The organism is Clostridium estertheticum, assembly GCF_011065935.2.
Classification (GTDB): domain Bacteria; phylum Bacillota; class Clostridia; order Clostridiales; family Clostridiaceae; genus Clostridium_AD; species Clostridium_AD estertheticum_A.
Genome location: NZ_JAAMNH020000001.1, coordinates 2,854,883 through 2,879,677, shown reverse-complemented (window position 1 = coordinate 2,879,677; position 24,795 = coordinate 2,854,883). Strand labels below are relative to the sequence as shown.

The window sequence follows — 24,795 nt, the reverse complement described above, 5'->3', positions numbered from 1 at the left end:
GTAGACGGCTCTCCCGCCCTCAGAGTACTATGAATTAATCCGAACTCCTATGCGCATTGGTCGTCCTCTTTTTTCGATTGGATAGACCTACCTGTCAAAGGAGCTATAGGATTCCTCCCAAGTTCCTAGCATCTCTCTCTATACATGCCACGTTCTTGGACCCCAGCAGACCCTCGAGAATCTCACCTTTTACGATTCTTCTGTACTGACTTCCGTGACGTTAACCACGTCGTCATCTGCATTCTAAGTTTATGAGGCTGAATATACTTCAGGAGATACGGTTCTCCTTGTGGCCTATATAGTTCTCTGTGTACGCTTCGTTTTGCTGTTACCAGCTTCAACGCAACACTCGATATGAGTGGTTGGTTAGACCTTTCTCAACAAGGAATTTCACCTTGCAAGTAGATGCCAAGCTTTGCTTGGCGCACTAACGTTTCTTGTTGCCGACATTCCTGAGTCTTAGCCAGACTTGGCTTGGTGAAGGAATGTGCCTTGGAGGTGGGTTTACTACTAACCTATATATAGATTATAAGTAATAAATTTACATATTACTATATAAAAATAGTCCACCATCCAAGGCGAACGGCGACATTTTGTTAGTTGATGTTTAAGGTCTTCTATTATCTATATGCGTTGGTTCGCCCGCTGAATTTCTTCCCAACAATTTTAAAATGTGAAAGGTGTGCAACATAATTTACTAAAGATAATACTCGATCTGCAATTTAATTAGTAAATTTCTGTTACATTCTTTGGTAATTCCTTGATATTCTTTATAAACGCAAAGCTTCTTTTAGCTTCATCATAATTATATTCGTATTCAAATATTTTACCTACTTTAGGTGCAATCTCTTCAAACAATTCGCATGTTGTAATCAATGCATTCCAAGAAGAATCATAATCACCCATATTAAAAGTCTTTATCAATCTTGTCCATAGGTTTAAATCTAAATATTCTTTTAAATGTTTGTTTGCTTTTCCGATACTTACTTTAAATTCTGTTTGCATACCCGCGTACCAATATAGCATGCTTAATAGGTCTTGTCGCACATAACTATTCATTACTTCTACTGTAAAAAGAATTTCTTGCCTCCAAAGTCCTTTTGCGAAATATGGTGCTACCCACCAAAAATTATTACAGCGACTAAAATATTGTCCATATGTAGATTTTTTAACACAATATTCTTCGTCAGACGGCGCTGGGATTTGCGGTAAACAGTTATCTTTATCAAGTAGTGGAACAGTTTTAGCCTACCTTTTATGAATAATGGTTGTTTGCAAATTTTTCATCAAGTCTTTCTAAAAAAGGATGCTAAATAATTCTGATAGAGACTGAATTGTAAAATCCGATTTTTCATTTGGTTCAATACTATTTGTATTATAAAGACAAGTTTTAATACTTGCTTTTTTCGCACCTAATATGTCACACTCTCTATCTCCGATGGCTAGCACTGTATCCTTACCCATACTATATTTTTTAGTAAAATAAGTGAATCCTTCTGGGTCTGGTTTCCTCTTAAAGCGATTATGTTTTGTTCCTATTTCATCAAAACAATCGATCATGCCATGATGTTTCAAGAATTTAAGAGTTGAATTTCCTCTGTGTGTTAATATGAAATTTCTTCCTCCATTTTTTTTGAAATGTAGACATAGTTCCTTAGCATATGGAAATGGCATAACCTTATCTGCTTCAAGACTTTTTTCGTAAAATGAAAACTTTTCAATAAAATCATCACTTAAAGGATAAATTCCCTTAAAGTGATTTATAGCATTTGTTACAGAAACCTTCATATATTTTAAAATTTCATCTTCACTTACCTCAACACCATTATCACCTAATGCTCTTTTAAAAGCATATATCATTCCTGGGTATGTATCGAATAAAGTACCATCAAAATCCCAAATAATATTTTGAAACAAAACTACTCCCCCCTTTTAAACGCTTGGATCAAACATTTTAATATTCCCACCATTTCTTTTAAATCACTATTTTTTTATGCGGAGTTATAACTTACATAGACATTTTCTTTCAGCTTGCTAATTCCCAACGCCGAGAAGCTTAGCGAGATTCGCTTAGCTTCTCGGGTGTAGCCTGGATGCCTTTTCAATCCAAGCCGGCTGGGAATTCTTTGTTATCTGATGGGATATGTTCTCCTATTATTTTAATCGATATTTTTTACCCATCAACTTTTTATTGAATAGTATAAGATGATTCCCAAGTAACTACAAATACTTTAACTTGACTTTTAAGCCTTTGATTTTTATAATTTTATCAATTTCTTCTTCATCTTCAGTTTCAATGTAACTTTCATATTCGTGAGCAGTATTAATTAGCCATGCTTTATCATTTTTAATAAATGATAAATCTTCTGGTAAATTTGGTTGTACCCAGGAATGAAGTGAATTTGAACATTCCTTTATTATTGCTCTGGCTTGATTATCAGTATTGTAGTGATAAACAAAAGCAGTTTGACCAAATAATTGACCACTTGCCCATATTGACTCTTCTTTCATTTCTTTTAACGAGCCTTTCAATTTTTCTAAAACAATCTTGGCATACTCATTTAAATCAAGATTTTTTCTTACCACTAATATAAATTCATTACAAACATCAAACGCTAGATCTATTAGATTTTTATACACGTCATTTTTAGGGTCAATTTCAATAAACATAACTCTCCTCCTTGTAACTTTATCTTAAATTACAAATCGCACTATCACTTTTTAGTAACGGAACCAAACTATCATGAACATATCGTTTCAGATAACGTTGCTTGTTGCCGATTGCAACCCACATGCAAATTTTAACATTAACCATAACTATAACTATAACAATTAACATATTTAAAGAATAATGAATATAATCCATAAGTCTTCCTTATCAGCAATCAAATAATCAACGATATTGCTCTACATAATCTTATAAACACGAACTATTTGTTCAATGGTGTCATGTAAAGCAGTAAAAAGAAAATATAAATCCAACTAAAATCATTTCAAAGAACTTATGAGCAATTATAATTTTCTCCTAAATTTCGTATAACGTGCCTTGGCGATGGGTTAAACACTACCCTATATATAGATTATAAGTCATAAATTTACATGTAGCTATATAAAAATAATCTACCAACCAAGGCGGACGGCAACATTTTGTTAGGTGGAGTGCCTGCTACTCACTTTTATTTTAAACAACCCATTTCAATAATTAGTCACTTCCAATAAGTTTGAATAAATGTCATAAGTTACATATCAAAACACACTAAAACTAAGTACTCAATGGTATTATCTTATTATAAAAAACAAAGCACTTTTGAAACTTCCACCTTTGCCACTAAATTTTCGGAAATTTATAAATTCCTGCGTCAACTTCTTTATCATTATTGTTATCTTTTCCTATAAATTCTGAAGCAATTAGATATATTATTCCTACTATCAATGAAATTATGGCAAATGTATTTAATCCATTTCCAATATAGCCCAACATACTGCTATACAATTCCGAATTCCATGAGGACACGTTTAATCCAAACATATCAATGGACTTGAAGTAATGTTGATCTAAAAATCTATCTAATTTTTCATTAATTTCATCAATAGGTGTATATGAAATAAATGCAATCTCCAGTATAAAAATAACCTCTAGAGCATAGCTTTTATGAATTCTTTTTACAGCTTGTACCAATTCTTCAATAGAGCCGTCATAAAAAACTTCTTCTCTTATAGAGACACTCATATGGATTACCGTTACCTCATAGAGCCTTGCCTGAACAAATGCAGCTTCTATTCGTTTTTCATAACCAAACTTTCCCTGAAGTAATGGTTTGATGTATTGTGCATTCCACATACTTATAAATAAAATATATCGCTATGTCTAACTGTAATGCTACTAATCTAAAATTACTATATATAATAATTTTTAAAATTCCATATCTAATACATGACTCACAATCGTTATAGATTCTGGCAACCTACCTATTCCAGCTTTTTCACTTTTCATTGCCATAGTGCCTACTTCAGGTTCTAAGAATTTATAACCAATTTTTTTGAGTTTTTCTATATTATTTTGAACAATAGGGTTTTCATACATTACATTGTTCATCGCAGGAACTAACAATACTGGTGACTTTGTTGCAATTATTGAAGTAGAAACAATATCATCAGCTATACCATTGGCTATTTTCCCAATAATGTTAGCCGTAGCCGGAGCAACAACAAATAAATACGCATTTTGTGCAAGAGCTATATGATTTATTTCTGCATTTCCCATATCATCATATAAACTAGTAGTTACTAAATTAGTTGATATTGATTGAAAAGTTAATGGAGTAATAAATTTAGTTGCTGACTCACTCATTACAACGAACACGTTGGCATTTTGTTTTTTTAATTTACTAACTACATCTACAACCTTATATACCGCTATTCCACCGCATACACAAACCACAATATTCTTATTAGTTAACATATTAACATTTCCTCCATCCAACTATTTCAAATTTTATTACAATATATATATAAATGATGACACAACATTCTTATATATTTTTTCCGTATTAGAAATAACTAAAAACTAACTTAGGAATAGAATTCAACGTTTCGTGTTCAAGACACCGAGAAGCACAGTATTATAGTTAAGATTAAATTCTTCTAATCTTGTATCATCATTAACCTCTAGTTTTTCTTTTATTAACTGCCAATCATTTTGAAAATCGATTGTATTTATACTTACTGAATTAACTGTAATTTGTTTAGGTATTTCATATAAGTATTTATTTATCAAAGGTAAAGATACGCCTATAATATAGAGCAAAAGACCTAATAAAACTGCATACCTCTTGCTTCTTGCATTTAATTTTGGATGAAAAAACACTAAATATAAAATGAATCCTAGAGGAACAGATAACTTATTTAAGTTAAATCTAAAGCTGCCTAGAAGGTAGTAGCATAGTAATTTCACAAAAAGTAAGTTTTCACTAAACTCTCTTTTTCTATATATAATTACCAGACCGAGTATAAGAACAACTGTAAAAAAAACATTGATATAGAATTCCATCCCTATATCCCCCTTAAAATGATACTCGATATTTCACATAACGTTTCGTGTTGCCGACGTTTCTGAACCTTAGGCTGGCGGGCTTGGTGAAGGAGTGTGACTTGGCGATGGTTTATGAATTTCTAAATTTGAAAGATACTCTTGAGAACTTAAATTGTCCCCTCCTAAAGTACTCTCTAGCCAAGGCTAACGGCAACATTTTGTTATACGTAGTTTTAACCACTACACATTAAGCAAACCCCACTCCCGCTATCCTTAAATTTAATTCGCACTATGAATATCGTTAATGATGATTAGTATTATTTTTTCATTAATATATAATCAAAATATGCGGAGGTATATACTTCATCACCTATTTTTCTTTTAATTACTCTTTTCTCCTTATAGATGATTTCAAATTGACTAAAACATTGTTCAATTTCATTATCCTTATAATGGCAATAAAGCACTTCTTGATTATCTTCAATTTGTATGAACTCTCCTTCACCCACCTGCATGCCTTTCCCATATGAATCACATTCTTCACTTAAGAAATTTACATAACATAACCCTTCATGTTTTAATACACGATAAAACTCTGATAAAGCAAGTGAAAAGTCCTTTTTTTTCATATGAACAGACGTATTATAAGAAAATAGAAAACTGAAAAACTCATTATCAAAAGGAATTTCTTTCATATCACCCTGTATAATATTTAAGTCTGTATTATGATGAGCACAGAATACATCTGCCTTTTGCAGTTGTTGTTCAGATAGTTCAATCCCATAAGTTTTATATCCAAACTCATGAAATAATGAAAGTGGAGGGTTAGAGCCACCAGCCCCACAATCAAGGATGATTTTCTCGGAAGAATTGGTATTACAGTATTTTAAAAAATTATATAGCGGGAAAGCAACTATAAGATTATGCATATTTTATCCTCACTCCTTATATTTAGACTATTAATTTTTTCTGTTAGTGTCCTACTGTTTTTCAATAAGATTAAATCTCAATAAAACTAAATACAAAAGCATTTAAGCATATTCTTTTTCTCTGAAATTACGTATAACGTACCACAAGACAATAGTTGTATGTTTCTCTACTTCTTATGAAATTTAAAAATATAAAACAGCCATGTTATACCTGTAAGTATTAAGAAACTAATAAAAAATCCTATAATATAAATAAAAATATGTTTAGCAGTAAAGCTATTAAATCGCAATAATAATACATAAGCAAGTATTATCCCAATTATGCAACCCATTGTTGTCGGTAATATTCTTTTAATAGATTTCAATAATAATTCTCCATAACTCATACAACAATTCTATCCTTTCTATATAATCTTGCTTTTACTCATAAATTTCATGCATTCTTACTTACGTACTGGAATATATTCATATATTTTTTTCATTATATAGTTACTAGTTCCATCACAGTAAGCAGGGTTTTATCTTGGTACAATTCTATGTTACAAAACTACCGATTTTATCTTTTGTACATCACAAAAGTGGCAAAGGCAAATATGTGACAAGTTAAACTTGTAAACATATATCTTTTCATCTATATTTCGGCAGTAAATTCGGAGTGTTCCATTTATTCTGATTTGTATGCTATTCTGCTATTCTTAGAATTGCAACCTACTGACAACAAGCCATCTGAAAATTTTTTTATGTTTCTGGCTGTAATATTCGTTACTAAAGAAAATATAGTTATAAAATTGATAAAAAAACGAATGACATAATTTCTTTAACTTTCTTACTAATATTAACTCCTCCTTTTATTCAATAATAAGTTCTGTCATATAACGTTTCTTGTTGCCAACGTTTCTGAACCTTAGCGCGACGTGCTTGGTGAAGGAATGTGCCTTGGCGGTGCTTAATGATTTTCTTAATTTGAAAGACGCAGTTGCATAAGCAGCTTAGCCTTCTTAAAGGGACTCTATAGCCAAGGCGAACGGCAACATTTTGTTATATGATGTTCGAAGTAAAAAGTCTAGTACAATTTCATTAAACATCTCAGGTTTATCTAAGTTAGGTAAATGCCCAGTACCGTTTATAATAACTTCTTGTGCCATAGTTATACATGATTCCAATTGTTTTACAACTTCTAAGATAGGTTCTGAGTCTTCCGAACCAACAACCAATAGTGTTTTTTTAGTTATATCAGAGAGTCTTTCTGATGCGGGTGGGGAGGCTATTAGTGCCGTGTCTTTTAGCGCCCATTCTAATGATGTATCTGTAAACATATTCTTTAAACGTTGATGAGAATTTAAATTACTTTGCCTCCACATTGGATCGTTGAGCATGAACTCAACCGACTTTTCAAAATTTATATCTCTATTTGCTATAGACATTCCCGCCAAAGATCTTTCCCTAGTGGGCTCGTCGATAGTGTATTTAAAGCCATTTAATGAGGGGCCACTTAATATTAAACATTCCACCGAATCCGGATATTGAAGAGTGAAATCAATAGCAATGCCTCCGCCCATAGATACCCCAACCAAATATGCCTTATCAATCCCAAGATAATTCAGCAGCTCTTTTAGGTCTTCAGAATGTGAAAATGGATGGCTTGGCCTATTAGACTTGCCAAATCCCCTTATATCATACCGAATAACTTTAAAATACCTTCCAAATAGTTCAAATTGGTCATCCCACAGTCTTAAATCCGTGTATCCGCTGTGAAGTAGGACAAGGGCTTATCCTTCTCCTGTTACCTCATAGTACAGTTGTGTTTCATTGACTCCGGCAAAACCATTTGTTTACATCAATACCGTCTCTTTCCTTAAGATAAAGCTAATATATATTCTATCTTTAAAACCTATTCCTAGGGCTTGAATATCATATAACGTTTCGTGTTGGCGATAGTTCAACAGTAACCTATATATAGATTATAAGTCATAAATTTACACATTGCTATATAAAAATAGTCCACCAGCCAAGGCGAACGGAAACATTTTGTTATACGGAGTTTAGCCACTACACTTTGACCAAGACTTACTCCAGTTATCCTTGAATATGATTCATACTACATAATGATTGTGGTGAAATATATGAATATTGTGACATAACTAATGCTTAAATTATATACATCGTCTTCTATGCAAATTGGAGTTTGTTAAGCTTCGTATTATACTCATAATCTTTAATGTTTAAATATTATTAAACCATTCAGTAGCATATTTGTCGCTAATGACAGGATATTGATAATCCCATTTATCCGCAGTTTCAACAGATACTTTCTGGAATAAATTCATGGTAGCCGATATAGCTTTCATAATATCTTTATCCGAATATCCTGCATAGATATTGTGAAATTCTTCTACAACCCATGGTTCTGACCAATGCTCAATAAACCGACCACTGTGCCATGTGTCATAATCTGCACCATGTAAAGCATGTGAATAATATTCTATCATTTTTAAAAGCATTTCTTTCATATGACCATCTACACATGAGATTGCAGACCAGAGTTCACCTCGCATAACTTTTTTTGCAGACCATATAACATGAAACCAAAATTCACTGATAAGATTCTGAAATTCACTTTCTGACGGTATGGAAAATGGTTTATCCGATTTTGCTACATTACGGATAATATCTGTGAAATTGGTTTTATCCAGAAGTATTTTGTATGCTCTTGAAACTATCTCAGATAATTCATCAATTCTGCTGATATCATCTGCCTGTAAAAAAATAAAATCTGCATCAATAGCATTCTCAAAAAACACACGTCTTTCCATGCCACCTGAAACCGTTTTTTCAACAAATGATATATAGTATTTTCCAAGGAAGTTAATCCATTCATCTGAATTAATAAAGAAATCAATATCAGAAACAAATAATATAACATCGATATCTGAATATTCATCGGCACAATTACTTTGTCTTGACTGTGAGCCAATGAGAACTTCTGCTTTAATGAGTTCGGATGTTTCTCCGTATTTAATTAAATTCTTTATTATATCTTCATATCTGCTGTTCATATAAATATTACCACCTTTCATTAATCATGTTTCAATTCAAAGTCTTAATGCTGTCACTGAATATTCCTGTAAAAATAATGTTGCATTATCACATTTGTAAACTGTATTTGGTTCTATCTCGCCAAGAACAAATCCTATATCTATATACTCAATACTTTTCATATATAACTTCCATCCTTTAATAGTAATTCAACAATATCTTATACTAAAAGAGACACTTCTACTTTAGCATCAAGGACAGTATATAACTTTTTATTTTATGTACTGTAAAAACATCAAAAATATCCATACTATCTCCAATCAAAATTCCTATTTGTCGGGTTGTTTATAAATAATTTATATGTCGAATTATAATACAACTGCGTCTTAATAAAACCATGTCCAATAACTTTTGAATAATCAATTTTTCAATCTAAATTCCGTAGTCACGGTAGAGACATGGATTGCTCCATACCCCCCGCACAGATCCCGGCGTGCGGAACTACCGCACCGGGCTCTTCAAATATACTCGCTTCCGTACTTAAACAAAACATTCTTCAAATCTAATTTGATTATCAGTCTTTTCAACTACTTTAGGCTTAATTAGACCATACCATTCCATCTTTTCACTAAACTCATCCCAATTAAAGCTTTTCCTTTGACTCCTACGATTCAGCCATTTATACAATATTTCCAAGGTTGAACTATAAAATTCACCTATACCTTTGCTATTTCCTATTACTCCGTAATAGTTGAAATATCCCCTGTACTTTGAGTTTAGAGTTTCCACTATGTTTTTAATTCTTTTACTACGGTTTTCTTTGCACCACAGGCTAAACGCCTTTATAGATTTTCTTAATTTGCTCCTACTGGTTCTCCTTCTTATTACATCTTTACCTTTATTGGATACTGCCCAGCGAAATTCAAATCCAAGAAATTCAAAGCTTGTATTTTCATATTTTCTAAAGCGAGAGAAACTTATAATCTTAGTTTTCTCCTCGGCTAATTCTAATTTGAACTTACCAAGCCTTTTTCCTAGTACTTTGTAAAACTTTTCAGCATCTGCTTTATATCTGAATGCACATATAAAATCATCCGCTAGACGACATATATATGTTTCTCCTATACAAGCAGGTTTTACAATTTTCTCAAACCATAAATCTAAAGCATAATGTAAATAGATGTTAGTAAGTATCGGACTGACAGTTGAGCCTTGAGGACATCCAGTTATTGGGTTTATAACTTTCCCATCGGTATCTAATATTCCTGCTTTGAGCCACTTCTTTATTAACCTTAAAAATGCTTTATCTTTTATTCGCAACTCTAGCATCTTTAATAACCATTGATGGTCTATATTTCCGAAGAAGTTTCTAATATCAGCTTCTACCACATAACTGTATTTTCCTCTTAATTCATCTGTAATGTCTCTAACAGCTTTTTGTGCCCCAACATTAGGTCTATACCCATAGCTACATTTTAGAAAATCTTGTTCATATATTGCTTCCAATATATTAGCTACAGCTTTTTGTATTATTTTATCTCTCAATGTTGGGAGTCCTAATGGTCTTGTTTTTCCATTTCCCTTTGGTATATACACTCTTTTTACTAACTTTGCTTTGTACTTCTTGCCCTTAAGTTCTTCAACTAATTCTTCTAGATTTCCATCTAAATTCTTTCCAAACTCTCTAGCAGTTTCCTTATCTATACCTACTGCTGACTTCGTATTTATGTCTTCCAGGCTTGGTACAATGCATCCTTATTCAACAGTCCATATAGATTACCAAATTTGTAGTCTTTATTTTGTTTTGCTTTTGTTGCTATTCCCCGCAGTGATGTTTGCATTATTTCCTCCAGTCCTGCAGTCCAGATAATGTTTCATTTGCGGGCTGCATATATCTGTTAATCCCTTCCCCATGTAAACGGCTCTCCCGTTCTCAGAGTACTATGAATTAATCCGAACCCCTATGCGCATTGGTCGTCCTCTTTTTTCGATTGGATAGACCTACCTGTACTAAAGGAGCTATAGGATTCCTCCCAAGTTCCTAGCATCTCTCTCTATACATGCCACGTTCTTTGACCCCAGCAGACCCTCGAGAATCTCACCATTTACGATTCTTCTGTATTGACTTCCGTGACGTTAACCACGTCGTCATCTGCATTCTAAGTTTATGAGGCTGAATATTCTTCAGGAGTTACGGTTCTCCCTGTGGCCTATATAGTTCTCTGTGTACGCTTCGTCTTGCTGTTACCAGCTTCAACGCAACACTCGATATGAGTGGTTGGTTAGACCTTTCTCAACAAGGACTTTCACCTTGTAAGTAGATGCCAAGCTTTGCTTGGCGCACTAACGTTACTTGTTGCCGACGTTCCCCAGCCCTAGTGCCACCGCACTTGGGCTGGGGAATGTGCCTTGGCTATGGGAAAGCAACTAGCCTATATATAAATTGGCGGACGGCAATATTTTGTTATACGGAGTTTTAGACACTGTACTTTGAGCAAATCTACTCAATTATGTTAATAGCAAGAAACAAAATCATAATATTCATAGATAAAAAATAGTACTTAATTTAATTTTTATGATTTAAAATACTGATTTTGTTAGTATTTTCAACTACTTTTACGCCATTACTTGTTCCAACAATAATTCTATCACAAGTATTTAGAAACATTCCTATTTCTAACACTCCTGTTACACATTTCAAGTTTTCAGATACATATTTAATATCAAAAGCTTTTTCAATATGTAAGTCTACAATATAATTATGGTTATCTGTTACGAATGGAATTTCATCTTTCATTCTCAAAACAGGATTTAATGAAAGTAATTTGAGTTTCTTTAATATATGCCTATAGCCATATGGAAGTATTTCTACAGGAAGTGGAAAAGTTCCTATGGAATCAACTACTTTACTTGAATCCATAATCCAAATAACCTTGTCAGCAATGTTAGCAACCATTTTCTCTCTAAATAAAGCTCCACCTCCACCTTTAATTGCATTAAACTGACCATCAATTTCATCAGCACCATCTATGGCTAAATCTATTCTTTCAACTTCATCTATAGATACCAATGGTATTTTAAATTCATTGGCAAGATTTGCTGTGCTTTGAGAAGTCGCAACTGCTTTAATATTTAATCCTTGATTGACAAGTTCCCGTAATTTTTCAATCATATAATAAACTGTAGAACCGGTTCCTAATCCCAATAACATATTATTTTTAATGTATTCAGTTACCTTTATGCCAGCAATTTTCTTTTCATCCATACAAATCCCTCCATAAATTTACTTACTCCATAAAACATTCTCTATAATCTACAACTGCATATTAATAAAATCATTTTCATTTACTTGTGAGTTATTGCTTTTTTACTCAAAATTATGTATAACGTTTTGCATGGGAGAAGTTTTAAAGACTTAGTCAGACTTGGCTTAGTCCTTAAATGTGTGCCGGTTTACCCAAGAGCTTGACACGCTCCAGCACGAATTCCCATATGTTATTATACGGAGTTTTAGCTACTACACTTTGAGCAAAGCAAATTCCATCCTTTAATAATGCCTATAATGATTTATCGTGATAAATCTTCTTTTAGAATTGCATATAAATCACTATCTTCAAACCCTACATGACTTCTATATTTTTGGCGCATTCTTCCTTCATATTTCATTCCAGCCTTCTGCATCGCTCTACCAGAAGCAATGTTATTGACTGAATGATATGCTTCTATTCTATTAAAGTTCACCACGGCCAATCCAAATTCAAGGACTCTTTTTAATGCTTCAGTAGCAATTCCTTGCCCCCAATAACCTCGTCCAATACAATATGCAACATCTGCACACATATCGTATTCGCTAGAAGTAATTAATGCAATATTTCCTATTGGATTGTTTGTTGTTTTCATAATAATTGCCCAGTAGTAGGTACTTGGTTCCTGGTATTTTTCAATTCGATTTCTTAAATTCTTTTTTGTTTCATTAATATCATTATGTTCATTCCATCTCATGTATTTTGCGACTTCCGCATCATTTGACCAGTTAGCAAACATATTTTCTGCATCTTCAAAGACAAATTTACGTAATATTAGACGTGCTGTTTCTAGAGTTACTGTTCCTTTATGATTTAACATCTTCTATTTACTCCTTTTTATATAAATAACAGATATTTGTAATACTATTTTTAACACTTACAACACAATAAGCCTATATCTAAAAACTTCTAAGCAAGTACTCGTTTACTCTGAAATTCCGTATAACGTTTCGTGTTGCCGATGGGCTGACTACTAACCTATATATAGATTATAAGTCATAAATTTACACATTACTATATAAAAATAGCCCACCAGCCAAGGCGGACGGCAACATTTTGTTATACGGAGTTTAGCCACTACAATTTGAGCAAGACCTACTCCAGCTATCCTTAGATTTATTACGTACTAAAAGAAAAATATTGTTTGTTATCAATTTTCTTTAAAAATTCTGTACATTAGGATATAATACCAACACATAGCTTTAAAAAAGCTATATAGCTGCTTTTTTCCTATAGGCAAGTATCAACGTTATTTTACATCCTAAAACGCTTGTCTCATTTTCTTATGTATATAACTTGTGATAACTTCACAGTATTTATCAGGCTCCTCAACCCTAACCCAATGACTGGAAAAATCAAATACAATCACTTCTTTGTCTGACACAAGATTCAAAAATTCTGCTGTTTGTACATCACAAGTTATCGGATCATATTTACCTCTAATTAACAAAGAAGGTTTATTTACATTTGATAATTCAGTAAATACATCATTATACACCCGCCAATCATGCAACAATTTGATTCTTGTATTGGTAGAGTTATTCCATAAATTCTTGGCATCATTAGAAGTTATAGCTATCCTATTAATAATTTGCTTATCCTCTCCAAACCACATATAATTATTACAGTTGGTTCCAAGCTCATTTGACGCATTCATAAGTAGTATATTAATCTCTTTGTAATCCTTAATTTCTCTTAAAGCTTTAAAATAATCTTCTGCCAATACTGAATTCCCTAGCTTAATTAATTCCTTGGCTGCTGCATTTAGCAAAGAACGCTCTGAAAGTGCAAAATCAAAAGACGGACTTTCATAAATCATATATTCAATAGAATCAGGATATAAATTAGCATAAAGAACAGCAACATATCCACCAAATGAATGACTAAGTAGTGACCATCTTTTTATATGTAATTTTTTTCTTAATTCTTCAAAGTCCTCAATAATATCTTCTATTGAGATATCTTCTTCATTTAAAATCGCTTCAGATCTCCATACACCCCTTTGGTCTGGAGCTATAACTTTAAAGTTTTTTGATAATCTACTACCTTGATATTTGATAAAATCTGCAACTCCAACTCCACCTGGACCACCATGAATAAATAACAGTACTGGAGCTGAATCCTCTCCTGAAATTTCAGTGTAGAGGTTTTTTCCTCTAATATTATAATAATTACCCATACAATTCTTCCACCCCTTTATAAACAAGTAATGTCCTACAATAAATTATACTCGATATAATCTATTGCTTCTCCTTGTGATAATATCATAACAACATTTTAATAACTTTTCCTGTCCGCAATTGCTTTGCTGTGGCTACAAATGATATAAATATTATTTATATCACACTTAATTACAACTATGTCTCAATCAGGTCAACGTCATTAACTTATGAGTATTACTTTTTTGTTCTAAATTCCGTATAACGTTGCTAACTCTCGACGTTCTTGAGCCCTAGCGCGACTGCGCTTGGCGAAAGAATGTGTTTTGGTAATCTTTTCATACCAAAACGAACGGGAGTTTTTTGTTATTTGATGGGATATGTTCTCCGCTTATTTAAATCGATATCCCATGCCCATCAACTTCTTATTGAATAGCATACAAAAAATACAAACTATATGTTAAATGTATTTTCTCTTACATTAGGTAACAAACTGTAAATTGACTTTCCAATCTTTTCTTCGAAATATTGTTTATTTTCAAAGGTTGATTTCCATCTTGGTATTGTATATTCATTAATTCCACCTCTTAATGCTATGTCTACAAGTCTTTTCTCAATTAAAACAAATCCACTTGGTAACGATAAATAGTCACATAATTTTATTAATTTATCATAGTCTGTATCATCTGTGCCTAACAAGTATTCCGTTACAAAACTATGTTCCTCATCTGTACCGTCCCATTTTCCTACAATAACAACCTCATTGTTGTATTTAAATCCTATATGACTTAAACAAGTTCTTGCTACTAAATCGTATCCATTTCTAATTGCATAATTGTATCCATCTACACCATGCCTCATACCATATATGCCCTCTCTTCTTCCTATGTCATGCAATAGTCCTAAAATATATGCTAATTCTGGATCTAAATTATCTGTTTGTTCTGCGATTAATTTTGCTCCTTCAGCTACATACATTGAGTGCTTGACCCAACCACCTGGATTTAACCTTTCAGCCTCTTTTAAAATTACCATTGCTTCTTCTAGTGTTGGCACACCCTGTTTATAACAATATTTCATATTAATATCCCCCTCGTACTTTGAGTTACTTCATGTAATTTTACAAATGCACACTATCACTTTTTTAGTAACGGAACTAAACTCTCACGAACATATCCTTTCAGATAACGTTACTTGTTGCCGACGTTTCTGGACCTTAGCCCGACGGGCTTGGTGAAGGAATGTTCCTTGGCGATTTTTCACCACTTACCTATGTATTGATTATAAACCACAATTTTATACATTTCTATATAAAAGTGTTCACCAGCCAAGGCGGACGTCAACATTTTGTTATCTATGTTTTAGGTCTTTTAATATCTATATGCGTAAGGTTTATCCCCCTAATCTCGTCCCTATAGCTTTCGATAGAAGAATAATCTGATTTGGTGATGACTGTTTCTGTAATAGACATTACAGAAATACCATACTATTTAACTGTATCATACTATGCGTTTAAATCAGATTTCAGTATAGAGTACAATGCCAAGTCATAAAAGTATCCATTCTTGTTGATTTTTACTTGCCTCATAATGCCATCAAGCCCCATTCCAGCCTTTTGCATCACCCTACCTCACGCTAGATTTAGAGTATTATGTTTAGCGTCTATTCTGTTTATACCAATCTCTTTAATCATATAGAGGATAACAACTTTTAAAGCTTCCACCGTAATCCATTTTCCCCAGAATGACTTACCTATGTTGTATGCAACATCACATGAGTAGTATTTATCGTTCAAACTCATTAGAGAAATTTGACCAATTATCTCACCAATCTCTTTTAATTCAATTGCCCAATTGTAGCCATATGGACCGTTGCGTTTTTAGTGATTGCAGTTTTTTTTATAGATTTTTCTAACATTTTTTGTACACTACGTGGAGTTATCGCATCTGTACGACCTTTTCCAGAGAACAAATATTCTTTAGGATGGTATCTTCTCCAATATTCTCTGAGAATTTCAAGATTTGCATTTGATAATAATGAATATCTGTCTTTTTTGCCTTTGCCCTCTCTTATTAATATCTGCATATTTTTACTGTCAATATCTGTTATTTTAAGATTGCAAACTTCGCTAACCCTTAATCCTGCGGAATAAACCGTCATGAGAATTGCCTTATGCTTAAGGTTTTCAGTAACATCAAAAATAGATTTAACTTCTTCTGGAGATAAAACCGAGGGTAATCTTCTTGGTTCTTTAATCCTTACAATTTTGTCCATGTTCCAATATCTATTAAGCGTTTTAGTATAAAAAAACTTTAGACCCGCATTAATATAATTAACGGTACCTTCACTTAACTTCCTTTCCATGATACAATAATGTAAATATTCACGTATTTCTTTTTCTTTTAAAAGCTCTGGTGATTTGTTGTAAAACTTAGCAAAGTTACTAACGGTACGGGTATAGTTTTTTATGGTCCTTGGGCTATAACCCTTTAGTTCCATATCCATTTTCATTTTTCGTCTTAATTCTGACATAAATAATAACACTCCCTTATTTTTTATTTCTACAATAAAAGTTTAGAGGAAGTGTGTATTATAATAAAGAAGTATCTTAGTTAATTAAGATACTTCTTTATATTTTATTTGAGTAAAAATTAAATTTATGGAATTAGCACTCGTCTGCCACCGTTTTTAGCGGTTTAGTTCTATAAAAAGAAACCGAATTAACTAGCTAAATTATTGAGAAAATCTTTAACTTCTATTAAGATTTTTTTGCTATTTTCAAATGTTAATAAATCAAGCATTTCCTTATAATTTAGCCATCTAAATTCTTCAATTTCTTCCTGCTGAATATTTACAGACTGCTCTGATGTTATTCCTATGAAAAAAATTACTTCTTTTAGTGCGCTTTCAGTCAATTGATATTCTATTTTTGTTCTAAATTCATCAAGTAAGATAATACTTAATCCCGTTTCTTCAAGAACTTCTCTTCTTGCGGTTTCTTTTTCACTTTCATCCTTTTCCATGTGCCCTTTTGGAAAGCTCCAATGTCCATTTGCTTTGCTTTTTACCGCTAAAAATTCGAACCCTTCACCTAGTTTTCTATATATTACAGCTCCACATGATTTTTCTATATTCATTATTTCCCTCCTAATTTAATAGCAAATTCAGTTTACAAACTTTATTTCGTTATAAAATATAACTACGTCTCAATCAGACCACTCTAAATAACTTATGAGCAATTACCTACTTGCTCTAAATTCTGTATAACGTTTATTGTTGCCCACGGTCCTGAACCTTAGCGCGACGCGCTTGGTGAAGGAATGCGCCTTGGCGTTGGGTTATAATTTTCTTGATTTGAAAACTATACTTGAGCACCTATCTTTCTTTCTTTCTTCAAAGGACTTTCTAGCCAAGGCGAACGGCAACATTTTGTTATGTGAAGTTTCAGGTCTTTTACTATCTATATGCGTAAGTTTATCCCTTCTCGAATCTCTTGACCTGTAGTTTGCAAAATAAGAATAATAAGTGACAATAGGGAATTATCTCTTAGTTTTCTTATTTTTAAGTTCATCCACAGGCGAACTTAGATTAATCATCATTTACATTCTCTTTTCTTAATAAAGCAATCAATTTCTGCAATGTATTTTTGCTGTTCTTCATCTGGAATCATATGCCCAGACTTCAGAAACTTAACAACCTCACAAGATGGAATCGCTTGTGTGTACAATTGTAAAGATTCATTTGAGACATCCGAGGATATCTTAGCTTCCTTATTTCTACCAACAAAAAAAGTTACAGGGATATGTAAATGAGATAATTGAGGAGAAAAATCATTTTCTATGGTTTCTCGCTCAATTCCTTCGAGTGCTATCTGACGCATGAAATTAAGTATCGGAACTTCCAAGTATACAAGCTTGGACCAGAAATCTGCATATCCCGAACCTGGTCTACTATGTATTGGTGGTTGGTCAACGAGAATAAGACCACACATGTTCTGTTGATTCTTCAAACTCCATCCAAGTGCGTAGGATGCACCCCGTGAGAATCCAAGAACACAATAGTTTTGAAGCTGGCAATGCTTAACAACTGCATCAATATCAGAGAGGTGATCGGCAAGGTCGTAGCCAGTTTCAGGAGTTGAACTTAAGCCACGACCACGAAAACTCAAAGCTACAACATGACTCGATATATTAGAAGGTATTGGAATTGAGCGTTCTGCTGGCTCCCAAAGTCCACCGATTACAAGTAATGATGGAGTTCCACTGGAAGGGATTCCATTTTCCAGCACATGTATTTTTACAGATTCATTGTGAACAAAAAAACTTTTCATTAAAAATCTCCTCCAAATAAAAAAAATTATATTACACTCTATACGGGAATTCTGAATTATCCTTTGTATTACTAAAAACAAAAATCACTAAATGCGTAAACATAAACTTTCATAGACCTGAAATTTCACATAACGTTTCTTGTTCAAGACACCTGCGAAGCTTAGTGCGACCGCACTTGGATCCACAGGTGTGCTTTGCAATCTTCTCATGCAAAGCGAACTTGAACATATTGTTATATGTAGTTTTAGCTACTACACTTTAAGCTGAGTCTACTCTAGATCCCTTTAAATTTATTTCGTATTAAAAGAATATTCTTCATTAAACTTTTAATTAATGTCCACCGCTATATCCAAAATTATATGCTCCTATGGATTATTTCATCAATCTCACTACAACTTATTGACTTGAAAAAAAACTTAACTTCTAAAGGCTCTTTAAGCTTATTTTTTATTTCAAATGTAATTATATTATCTTGTTTATAATTATAACTTATAATATTTTCCCACGAATAAAACCTTCCAGAATACATTACTCCATTTTCATAAAGTCCATTAGTGAAATACAAAGGTAAGATAATTAATAAACAATCTCCAGCTACAAAAGAAAACATACATATGCTTGATATAGATGGAGAGTAAGATACTAGTATTATCGAGAATATAAGAATTATCAGTGATAGTATAAGTCTTCTAGATTGCATTTTGTAATTATGTGCATATAATTTAATAATCATTTCCAATGCTTTCTTTTTATTATGTAAGAAACTAATAATTATAATTATCATAGATAGAATAATAAGGATTAGCGCAGTAATCATGATCCAATCAATACCCCTTATTCCATTATAAACTCTATCAGGCCAACCGCTTTCTATAAAATAAAATCCTAGAAATATACCAATTATAATACTTATGGATGTAATTATTATAACAATAGGTTTTCTATTTTTCATTCTTAAGTACCCCCCTATATTTAAAATCAAAAATGCTTACTTTCATTCTTTTACATATCTAAATTCTAATATTTAATATTTCCACTATTCTAAAACAATTTTATACAATCGTGTCTCAATATAACCAAATTTAGAACTTTTAAGCTGTCGCTCTGTTTATATAAAATTACATATAACGTTTCGTGTCGCCGACGTTCCTGAACCTTAGCCCAACGGGCTTGGTGAAGTAATGTGCCTTGGCATTGTTTTTAGATTTTCGTAACATGCTATTACCTGTACAGCCTGTCTTTACTAAAGGATTATCCAGCCAAGGCGAACGGCAACATTTTGTTAAGTGATGTTGCGAGCTCCAGAGCCTTGCTTTCTAAAAAACTTATTAAATTAACTAGCCCATCATTAAGAATAATCTCCTCTGATAAGTAGCATAACCATAACGCCTTGCTAATAGCACTAATCCAAGGCTTCATAATACGCTTTTATATCTTTTCCTCTTTCATCTTCTGTTCTTTTAGCGCTCTTTTTTTATTTGATTTAGCTTGCCTTTCTTCATACATACCTTGAATCCAAACACTTACCGGTTCTTTCCATTGCTCACTTTTATTCGGAATGTTTTTGATCAAGCTTCTAGGGTTTAAACCCATTTCTTTTGCCATCGTTAATATTTCAGCATTAAGCTTACACTTCTTTTTTGCGTCTTCCCACTCAGCAGCTTTTTTGTTAGTAGCCATTTATTATTTCCTCCAGTCACTTCAATTGCATGGTTCTCAATCAAGTCTTAATTATATAATTTTAAGTCGGGAGAAAATGTATTTTATCCTATATTTATATACATATTATATGCTTTTAAGATTAATTTTCTATAGCGTCTTTAGAAAACTGACCCACAGCGCCTTGCTCATATTCGCAATATCATTTAACGTTGCTAACTCCCGACGTTCTTGAGCCCTAGCGCGACCGCGCTTGGTGAAAGAATGTGTTTTGTCAGTCTTCTTATGACAAAACGAACGGGAGTTTTTTGTTATAGGAAGTGGCAACTCTCTTTAATTTCTGAAATTAAACCTAATATCAATTATGAAATTAATTTCATTACATACCCCACAAAACAAGAAAATTATGAACTAACGTAAATTAGGGATTATGCACTTTACCAAACTTCATTATGTACCTTAGATAACTCAAATCTGTTTTTTGCTGTTTTGATTTCATCAGGATAACCCAATGAGATGACGGCAATAGGAATTATTGATTCAGGCAATTTTAACTGTGTGATTATATGTTTTTTCCAGTCAGAATTTTGAACGATACCACACCATACTGCTCCTATTCCCAGACCATGAGCAGCAAGTAGAATATTTTGCGTAGCCGCAGAACAATCCTCAATCAGTAATTCATTTATGCCTTGTAAAATTCTATCTCCACAAACTACAATGCAACAGTTAGAATGCTGTATCATTTCCCCCTTAATATTTGTTTCACTTAAACTGAAAAGTTGTCCTTTATTTCTAATTATAATAAAATGCCAAGGGCGTTTGTTCTGTGCAGAAGGGGCACAAAATCCCGCATCTAAAATTGTATTCATTTGTTCTTCTGCTATTGGTTGATTGGTATAACCTCTGATACTTCTACGAGTTGAAATACATGAAAGAATATTGAGGCTACAGTTTTTTATTAAATTTTGTGATTCTGAAACGTAAGTTACGATATTATCTTCTGTGATTGTCATTTGAACATTCATACTTGTACCACAGAACCCCAATACTTTTTGCAGCTTCCTATCAATAATTATAATTTGAACTCCATTTCCTCTTGAAATGAGTTTACTTCTATAAGGAATATCATTAATAGTTCCACTAATGTAAATAGTTCCTTTAGGTCTATTAAAAACTTCCTTTGTGTTGAAAGGAATTATTATATATACGTATCTTCCATCTTTAATTATTTCAACTTCATAACAATCCATAGACTCACCACCTATTATATAAATAATATTTTCTTCAAAACTAATTACCACCATGTAATAACTACTAAATTTTGATTCTACCTAAACTATGGAAGCTCCAGAGAACAGCCCTGACATTGCCATTTCCTATAACGTCTCTTGTTGCCGACGTTACTGAACCTTAGCGCGATGCGCTTGGTGAAGGAATGTGCCTTGGCGAAGGTTACAAGATTATCTTAGGTCAAAAAGTTTACCTTAGCACACTACTTGTCCAATTCAAAACACTATCCAGCCAAGGCGGATGGCAACATTTTGTTATACGGAGTTTTGGCACTACACTTTGAGCAAGACCTACTCCAGGTATCCTAGAATATGATCCTTACTCCATATAATTGTTGCGCAATAAAAGAAAGATGTGTATTAAATATACTATTAGTTACGCTAAATTTCTGTATCTTCTGTAATAGAAATAGCTATCGCTCTCCATGTTGGGTTGTTTGTGTCTAATTGGTGTTCGTTTTTCAAATAATTCAAAATCGCATTTCTCTGCAAGGTGACAAGAAGGAATGTTTGCACAATCAATCGTCAATATAAGATACTTTATATCTGATACATTGAAACACCAATCTACTAAAGCATTTACAGCTTCTTTTGCGTACCCATTTCTCTGATATTTTTCCGACATAAAATAGGCTACTTCAACTTCATTCAATGTATCTTCAAGCCCCATACCTACCATTCCAATCATTTCATCTGTATCAGGTAATGCAATTGCATATCTTTTATTCTCATAAACATCTGTTGAATTTTTTTGAGTTTGGTGCCAATCAATATACCCCCAAAAGGCTTTTGGCGAATCATTATTTTCTGCCCAATCAGGCATAAATCGAAAAATGTTTTTCTCTCTGACATTCTGATAAAGGTTTTCTGCGTCTTTTCTCTCAAAATCTCGAATTATTATATGGTTTGTTTCTATTCTCATATTGTTCTTCTCCCCCATCGTATATAAATAATGTTTGCACCACAATATTTTACAACTGTGTCTTAAAAGATCATTCCAAATAACTTATGAGCAATTACTTCTTTGTTCTAAATTCCGTATAACGTTTCGTATCTCCGACGCCTCTGAACTGGACCCCCAGAGTCCTTCTTCGTAGGCAGTGCTTGCACCCAGTGAAGAGGTGTGCGTAGCGAACGGAGATATTTTGTTAGGTGTAGTTTTCACCACTTCACTTTAAGTATTGTTTACTCTATCTGTTATAAAATTTATTTCATATAAATAAAGTTGCAAACTACCCATTTATATCATTTCATGCATACACAGTGAATAATAGTTCCTTCCTCCTCACGATATATCTTACCTCTTTCGCAGTTGAGTACGTTAAGCCCCGATTTTTGTGCCAACACTTTCAGTTCATCAATAGTGAATATCTCCCAATATATATCCTCATTCTTATATGGAAAGAACTTTTTACCTACCAAACAGTGAGGATAATTCATTTCTTCATATTCACGTTCATGACCAGAGAAACTGATAATACCATTGTCCCTTAAAACTCGCTTACATTCTTTTAAAAAAGCTACTTGGTTACTTTCACTATAAATAAGTCCAAGAGTTTGATTCCAAATAATGACCACATCAAAAGAATTGTCCTCAAATGGTAAATCCATACCATTGGTAAGCAAGAACGTAATGTCACGATTTGATTCAGATGCTAATTTCTTAGCTCCTATGATGGCTTTTTCTGATATATCTATAGCAGTAATATTAGAGCCCATATCGTACAAGTTAAAAGCTTCTCTCCCCATACCACAACCGTCATCAAGTATTCTTGCATTTTGCGGAAAATAATTATAAGACACATCTTTCTCCCACATCTTTAAAGAATTACGGGTAGCATTGTTCAATTCAACTAAATTCTTATCTTCTGAATACCACTTAACAATCATATTATTGTTTTCATTCATTTTCTTTCCCCCCATTGTATCAATAGTATTTTCTTTACAGTTTCTACAATTGTATATCAGCATAATAAATCTAAAACTTTGAGGCTACTACTCTGTATAATAAAATTACACCTAACGTCTCTAATTTCCGATGCCGAGAAGCTTAGAAAGCTCTTTTCTTAGCTTCGCAGGTATAGCTTGGCTGTCTTTTCAAGCCAAGCTGGACGGGAATTTTTTGTTATATGATGTTTTAAATCTTACGCTAGCTATATGCGGGTATAGTTTCCTTCTTAATGTTTCTTTCCTTGTAGTCAGTATTATAGAAATTCTACTAACTAAATCTTATTCACATCTTCTCTTTAAATTTCATTAATTTTTCAATGTTGCTTTCTAATTTCCTTAGTTTCTCATTTGCTCTTAATCTTTCTTCATAATTTTCTCTATATATACCCCAATCACCTAATCCACCATGTGCTGGCCAACAATTTGCCCAATCTTCTTTAAGTAATTGAATTAACTCATCCAAATCTTCAAAATTACTTTTTATACAAATATCCAAATTTCTTTTCATAATATTTAAGAAACTAAAAAACCTAGGAAATTGTCCTTTTTCTTCTGTCTTTATTATCATAATTAACTCATCTATAGCTTCTTTAAGCTCTATACACCTAGTTTTATCATCAAGATTAGCAATTCGCTTATCTTCGTTAATTATGGTCTCTAAACATCCATTACATATAAAATCTCCCCAGGGAGTACATGTTGTTGTTTCTTTTCCACATAAATAGCATTCCATAATCTCACCCACTTATTTGAACTTGCATTAAAACTCTTAATATACAAATATAAAATCAGTTTAATTTTCTATTTACTTTACTACTCTATTTCCTACAATTGCTACTCTTTATTATGTTATTTAATTTAGAAACTGTGATGCGTAAACAGAAGCTTTATTAGATCTAAAATGTTATATAACGTCTGGCTTGCCGAAGTGCCCCAGCGTTACAGGAGTTTAAGAAAACTTACATAGCTCTTATGTTGTTTTCTTAGACTCCGACTAGGTTAGCTGGGGCATTTGGGTGTAGCGCTAGCGGAACCGGCAAGGTGTTGTTAGTGGTAGTGGCATATTTGCACTACATCTTATTCGTTGATTATACCCCTTAGC

The 24,795-nt window shown here is 32.8% G+C and carries 24 protein-coding genes and 2 pseudogenes; all 26 read right to left on the bottom strand.

Annotated elements, in window-relative coordinates:
• Positions 1–726: 726 nt before the first annotated feature.
• Positions 727–1,230 (bottom strand): annotated as a pseudogene (locus tag G9F72_RS13525) (aminoglycoside 6-adenylyltransferase); the annotation flags it as partial.
• A 66-nt stretch (positions 1,231–1,296) separates the two neighbouring features.
• A complete protein-coding gene (locus G9F72_RS13520; protein ID WP_164960163.1) occupies positions 1,297–1,917 on the bottom strand; it encodes an HAD-IA family hydrolase in 621 nt (206 codons plus the stop codon).
• A 303-nt stretch (positions 1,918–2,220) separates the two neighbouring features.
• On the bottom strand, positions 2,221–2,670 hold the full coding sequence (locus tag G9F72_RS13515) for a stage III sporulation protein AH (protein WP_164960162.1): 450 nt from the start codon (positions 2,668–2,670) through the stop codon (positions 2,221–2,223).
• A 658-nt stretch (positions 2,671–3,328) separates the two neighbouring features.
• The gene (locus tag G9F72_RS13510; protein ID WP_164960161.1) at positions 3,329–3,841 is read right to left on the bottom strand and encodes a hypothetical protein; all 513 of its coding nucleotides are present in this window, start codon (positions 3,839–3,841) and stop codon (positions 3,329–3,331) included.
• A 72-nt stretch (positions 3,842–3,913) separates the two neighbouring features.
• Positions 3,914–4,462, bottom strand: coding sequence for a flavoprotein (locus G9F72_RS13505; RefSeq protein ID WP_164960160.1), 549 nt, complete (start codon positions 4,460–4,462; stop codon positions 3,914–3,916).
• A gap of 123 nt (positions 4,463–4,585) precedes the next feature.
• Entirely contained in the window at positions 4,586–5,050 is a 465-nt protein-coding gene (locus G9F72_RS13500; protein WP_164960159.1) for a hypothetical protein, read from the bottom strand.
• A gap of 299 nt (positions 5,051–5,349) precedes the next feature.
• A complete protein-coding gene (locus G9F72_RS13495) occupies positions 5,350–5,961 on the bottom strand; it encodes a class I SAM-dependent methyltransferase (RefSeq protein WP_164960158.1) in 612 nt (203 codons plus the stop codon).
• 998 nt (positions 5,962–6,959) lie between these two features.
• A pseudogene (locus G9F72_RS13490) lies at positions 6,960–7,718 on the bottom strand (alpha/beta fold hydrolase); the annotation flags it as partial.
• A 465-nt stretch (positions 7,719–8,183) separates the two neighbouring features.
• The gene (locus tag G9F72_RS13485; protein WP_164960157.1) at positions 8,184–9,017 is read right to left on the bottom strand and encodes an aminoglycoside 6-adenylyltransferase; all 834 of its coding nucleotides are present in this window, start codon (positions 9,015–9,017) and stop codon (positions 8,184–8,186) included.
• Between the two features lie 36 nt (positions 9,018–9,053).
• Positions 9,054–9,179, bottom strand: a complete 126-nt coding sequence (locus G9F72_RS27120) for a hypothetical protein (protein ID WP_263486915.1) — start codon at positions 9,177–9,179, stop codon at positions 9,054–9,056.
• Between the two features lie 358 nt (positions 9,180–9,537).
• Entirely contained in the window at positions 9,538–10,701 is a 1,164-nt protein-coding gene (ltrA, locus tag G9F72_RS13480; protein WP_224676289.1) for a group II intron reverse transcriptase/maturase, read from the bottom strand.
• An 862-nt stretch (positions 10,702–11,563) separates the two neighbouring features.
• Entirely contained in the window at positions 11,564–12,262 is a 699-nt protein-coding gene (gene rpiA / locus G9F72_RS13475) for a ribose-5-phosphate isomerase RpiA (RefSeq protein ID WP_164958632.1), read from the bottom strand.
• Positions 12,263–12,564: 302 nt separating this feature from the next.
• The gene (locus G9F72_RS13470) at positions 12,565–13,122 is read right to left on the bottom strand and encodes a GNAT family N-acetyltransferase (protein WP_164958633.1); all 558 of its coding nucleotides are present in this window, start codon (positions 13,120–13,122) and stop codon (positions 12,565–12,567) included.
• A 441-nt stretch (positions 13,123–13,563) separates the two neighbouring features.
• Entirely contained in the window at positions 13,564–14,481 is a 918-nt protein-coding gene (locus G9F72_RS13465; RefSeq protein ID WP_164958634.1) for an alpha/beta fold hydrolase, read from the bottom strand.
• A gap of 433 nt (positions 14,482–14,914) precedes the next feature.
• A complete protein-coding gene (locus G9F72_RS13460) occupies positions 14,915–15,541 on the bottom strand; it encodes an HD domain-containing protein (protein ID WP_164958635.1) in 627 nt (208 codons plus the stop codon).
• A 550-nt stretch (positions 15,542–16,091) separates the two neighbouring features.
• Positions 16,092–16,271: a GNAT family N-acetyltransferase gene (locus G9F72_RS13455; RefSeq protein WP_318010980.1), complete on the bottom strand. Its 180-nt coding sequence runs from the start codon at positions 16,269–16,271 to the stop codon at positions 16,092–16,094.
• A gap of 26 nt (positions 16,272–16,297) precedes the next feature.
• Complete coding sequence (locus G9F72_RS13450) at positions 16,298–16,993, bottom strand: tyrosine-type recombinase/integrase (RefSeq protein WP_164958636.1); 696 nt, start codon at positions 16,991–16,993, stop codon at positions 16,298–16,300.
• Between the two features lie 188 nt (positions 16,994–17,181).
• The gene (locus tag G9F72_RS13445; protein ID WP_164958637.1) at positions 17,182–17,598 is read right to left on the bottom strand and encodes a bis(5'-nucleosyl)-tetraphosphatase; all 417 of its coding nucleotides are present in this window, start codon (positions 17,596–17,598) and stop codon (positions 17,182–17,184) included.
• Between the two features lie 458 nt (positions 17,599–18,056).
• Entirely contained in the window at positions 18,057–18,791 is a 735-nt protein-coding gene (locus G9F72_RS13440; RefSeq protein ID WP_224676120.1) for an alpha/beta fold hydrolase, read from the bottom strand.
• A gap of 356 nt (positions 18,792–19,147) precedes the next feature.
• Complete coding sequence (locus G9F72_RS13435) at positions 19,148–19,744, bottom strand: hypothetical protein (RefSeq protein ID WP_164958638.1); 597 nt, start codon at positions 19,742–19,744, stop codon at positions 19,148–19,150.
• Positions 19,745–20,043: 299 nt separating this feature from the next.
• The gene (locus tag G9F72_RS13430) at positions 20,044–20,211 is read right to left on the bottom strand and encodes a hypothetical protein (RefSeq protein ID WP_224676119.1); all 168 of its coding nucleotides are present in this window, start codon (positions 20,209–20,211) and stop codon (positions 20,044–20,046) included.
• A gap of 9 nt (positions 20,212–20,220) precedes the next feature.
• Complete coding sequence (locus G9F72_RS13425; protein ID WP_164958639.1) at positions 20,221–20,472, bottom strand: hypothetical protein; 252 nt, start codon at positions 20,470–20,472, stop codon at positions 20,221–20,223.
• A gap of 416 nt (positions 20,473–20,888) precedes the next feature.
• A complete protein-coding gene (locus G9F72_RS13420) occupies positions 20,889–21,704 on the bottom strand; it encodes a nitroreductase family protein (RefSeq protein ID WP_164958640.1) in 816 nt (271 codons plus the stop codon).
• Between the two features lie 415 nt (positions 21,705–22,119).
• On the bottom strand, positions 22,120–22,665 hold the full coding sequence (locus G9F72_RS13415; RefSeq protein WP_164958641.1) for a GNAT family N-acetyltransferase: 546 nt from the start codon (positions 22,663–22,665) through the stop codon (positions 22,120–22,122).
• A 323-nt stretch (positions 22,666–22,988) separates the two neighbouring features.
• The gene (locus G9F72_RS13410) at positions 22,989–23,651 is read right to left on the bottom strand and encodes a class I SAM-dependent methyltransferase (RefSeq protein WP_164958642.1); all 663 of its coding nucleotides are present in this window, start codon (positions 23,649–23,651) and stop codon (positions 22,989–22,991) included.
• 325 nt (positions 23,652–23,976) lie between these two features.
• Positions 23,977–24,426: a hypothetical protein gene (locus G9F72_RS13405; protein ID WP_164958643.1), complete on the bottom strand. Its 450-nt coding sequence runs from the start codon at positions 24,424–24,426 to the stop codon at positions 23,977–23,979.
• Between the last annotated feature and the right edge of the window lie 369 nt (positions 24,427–24,795).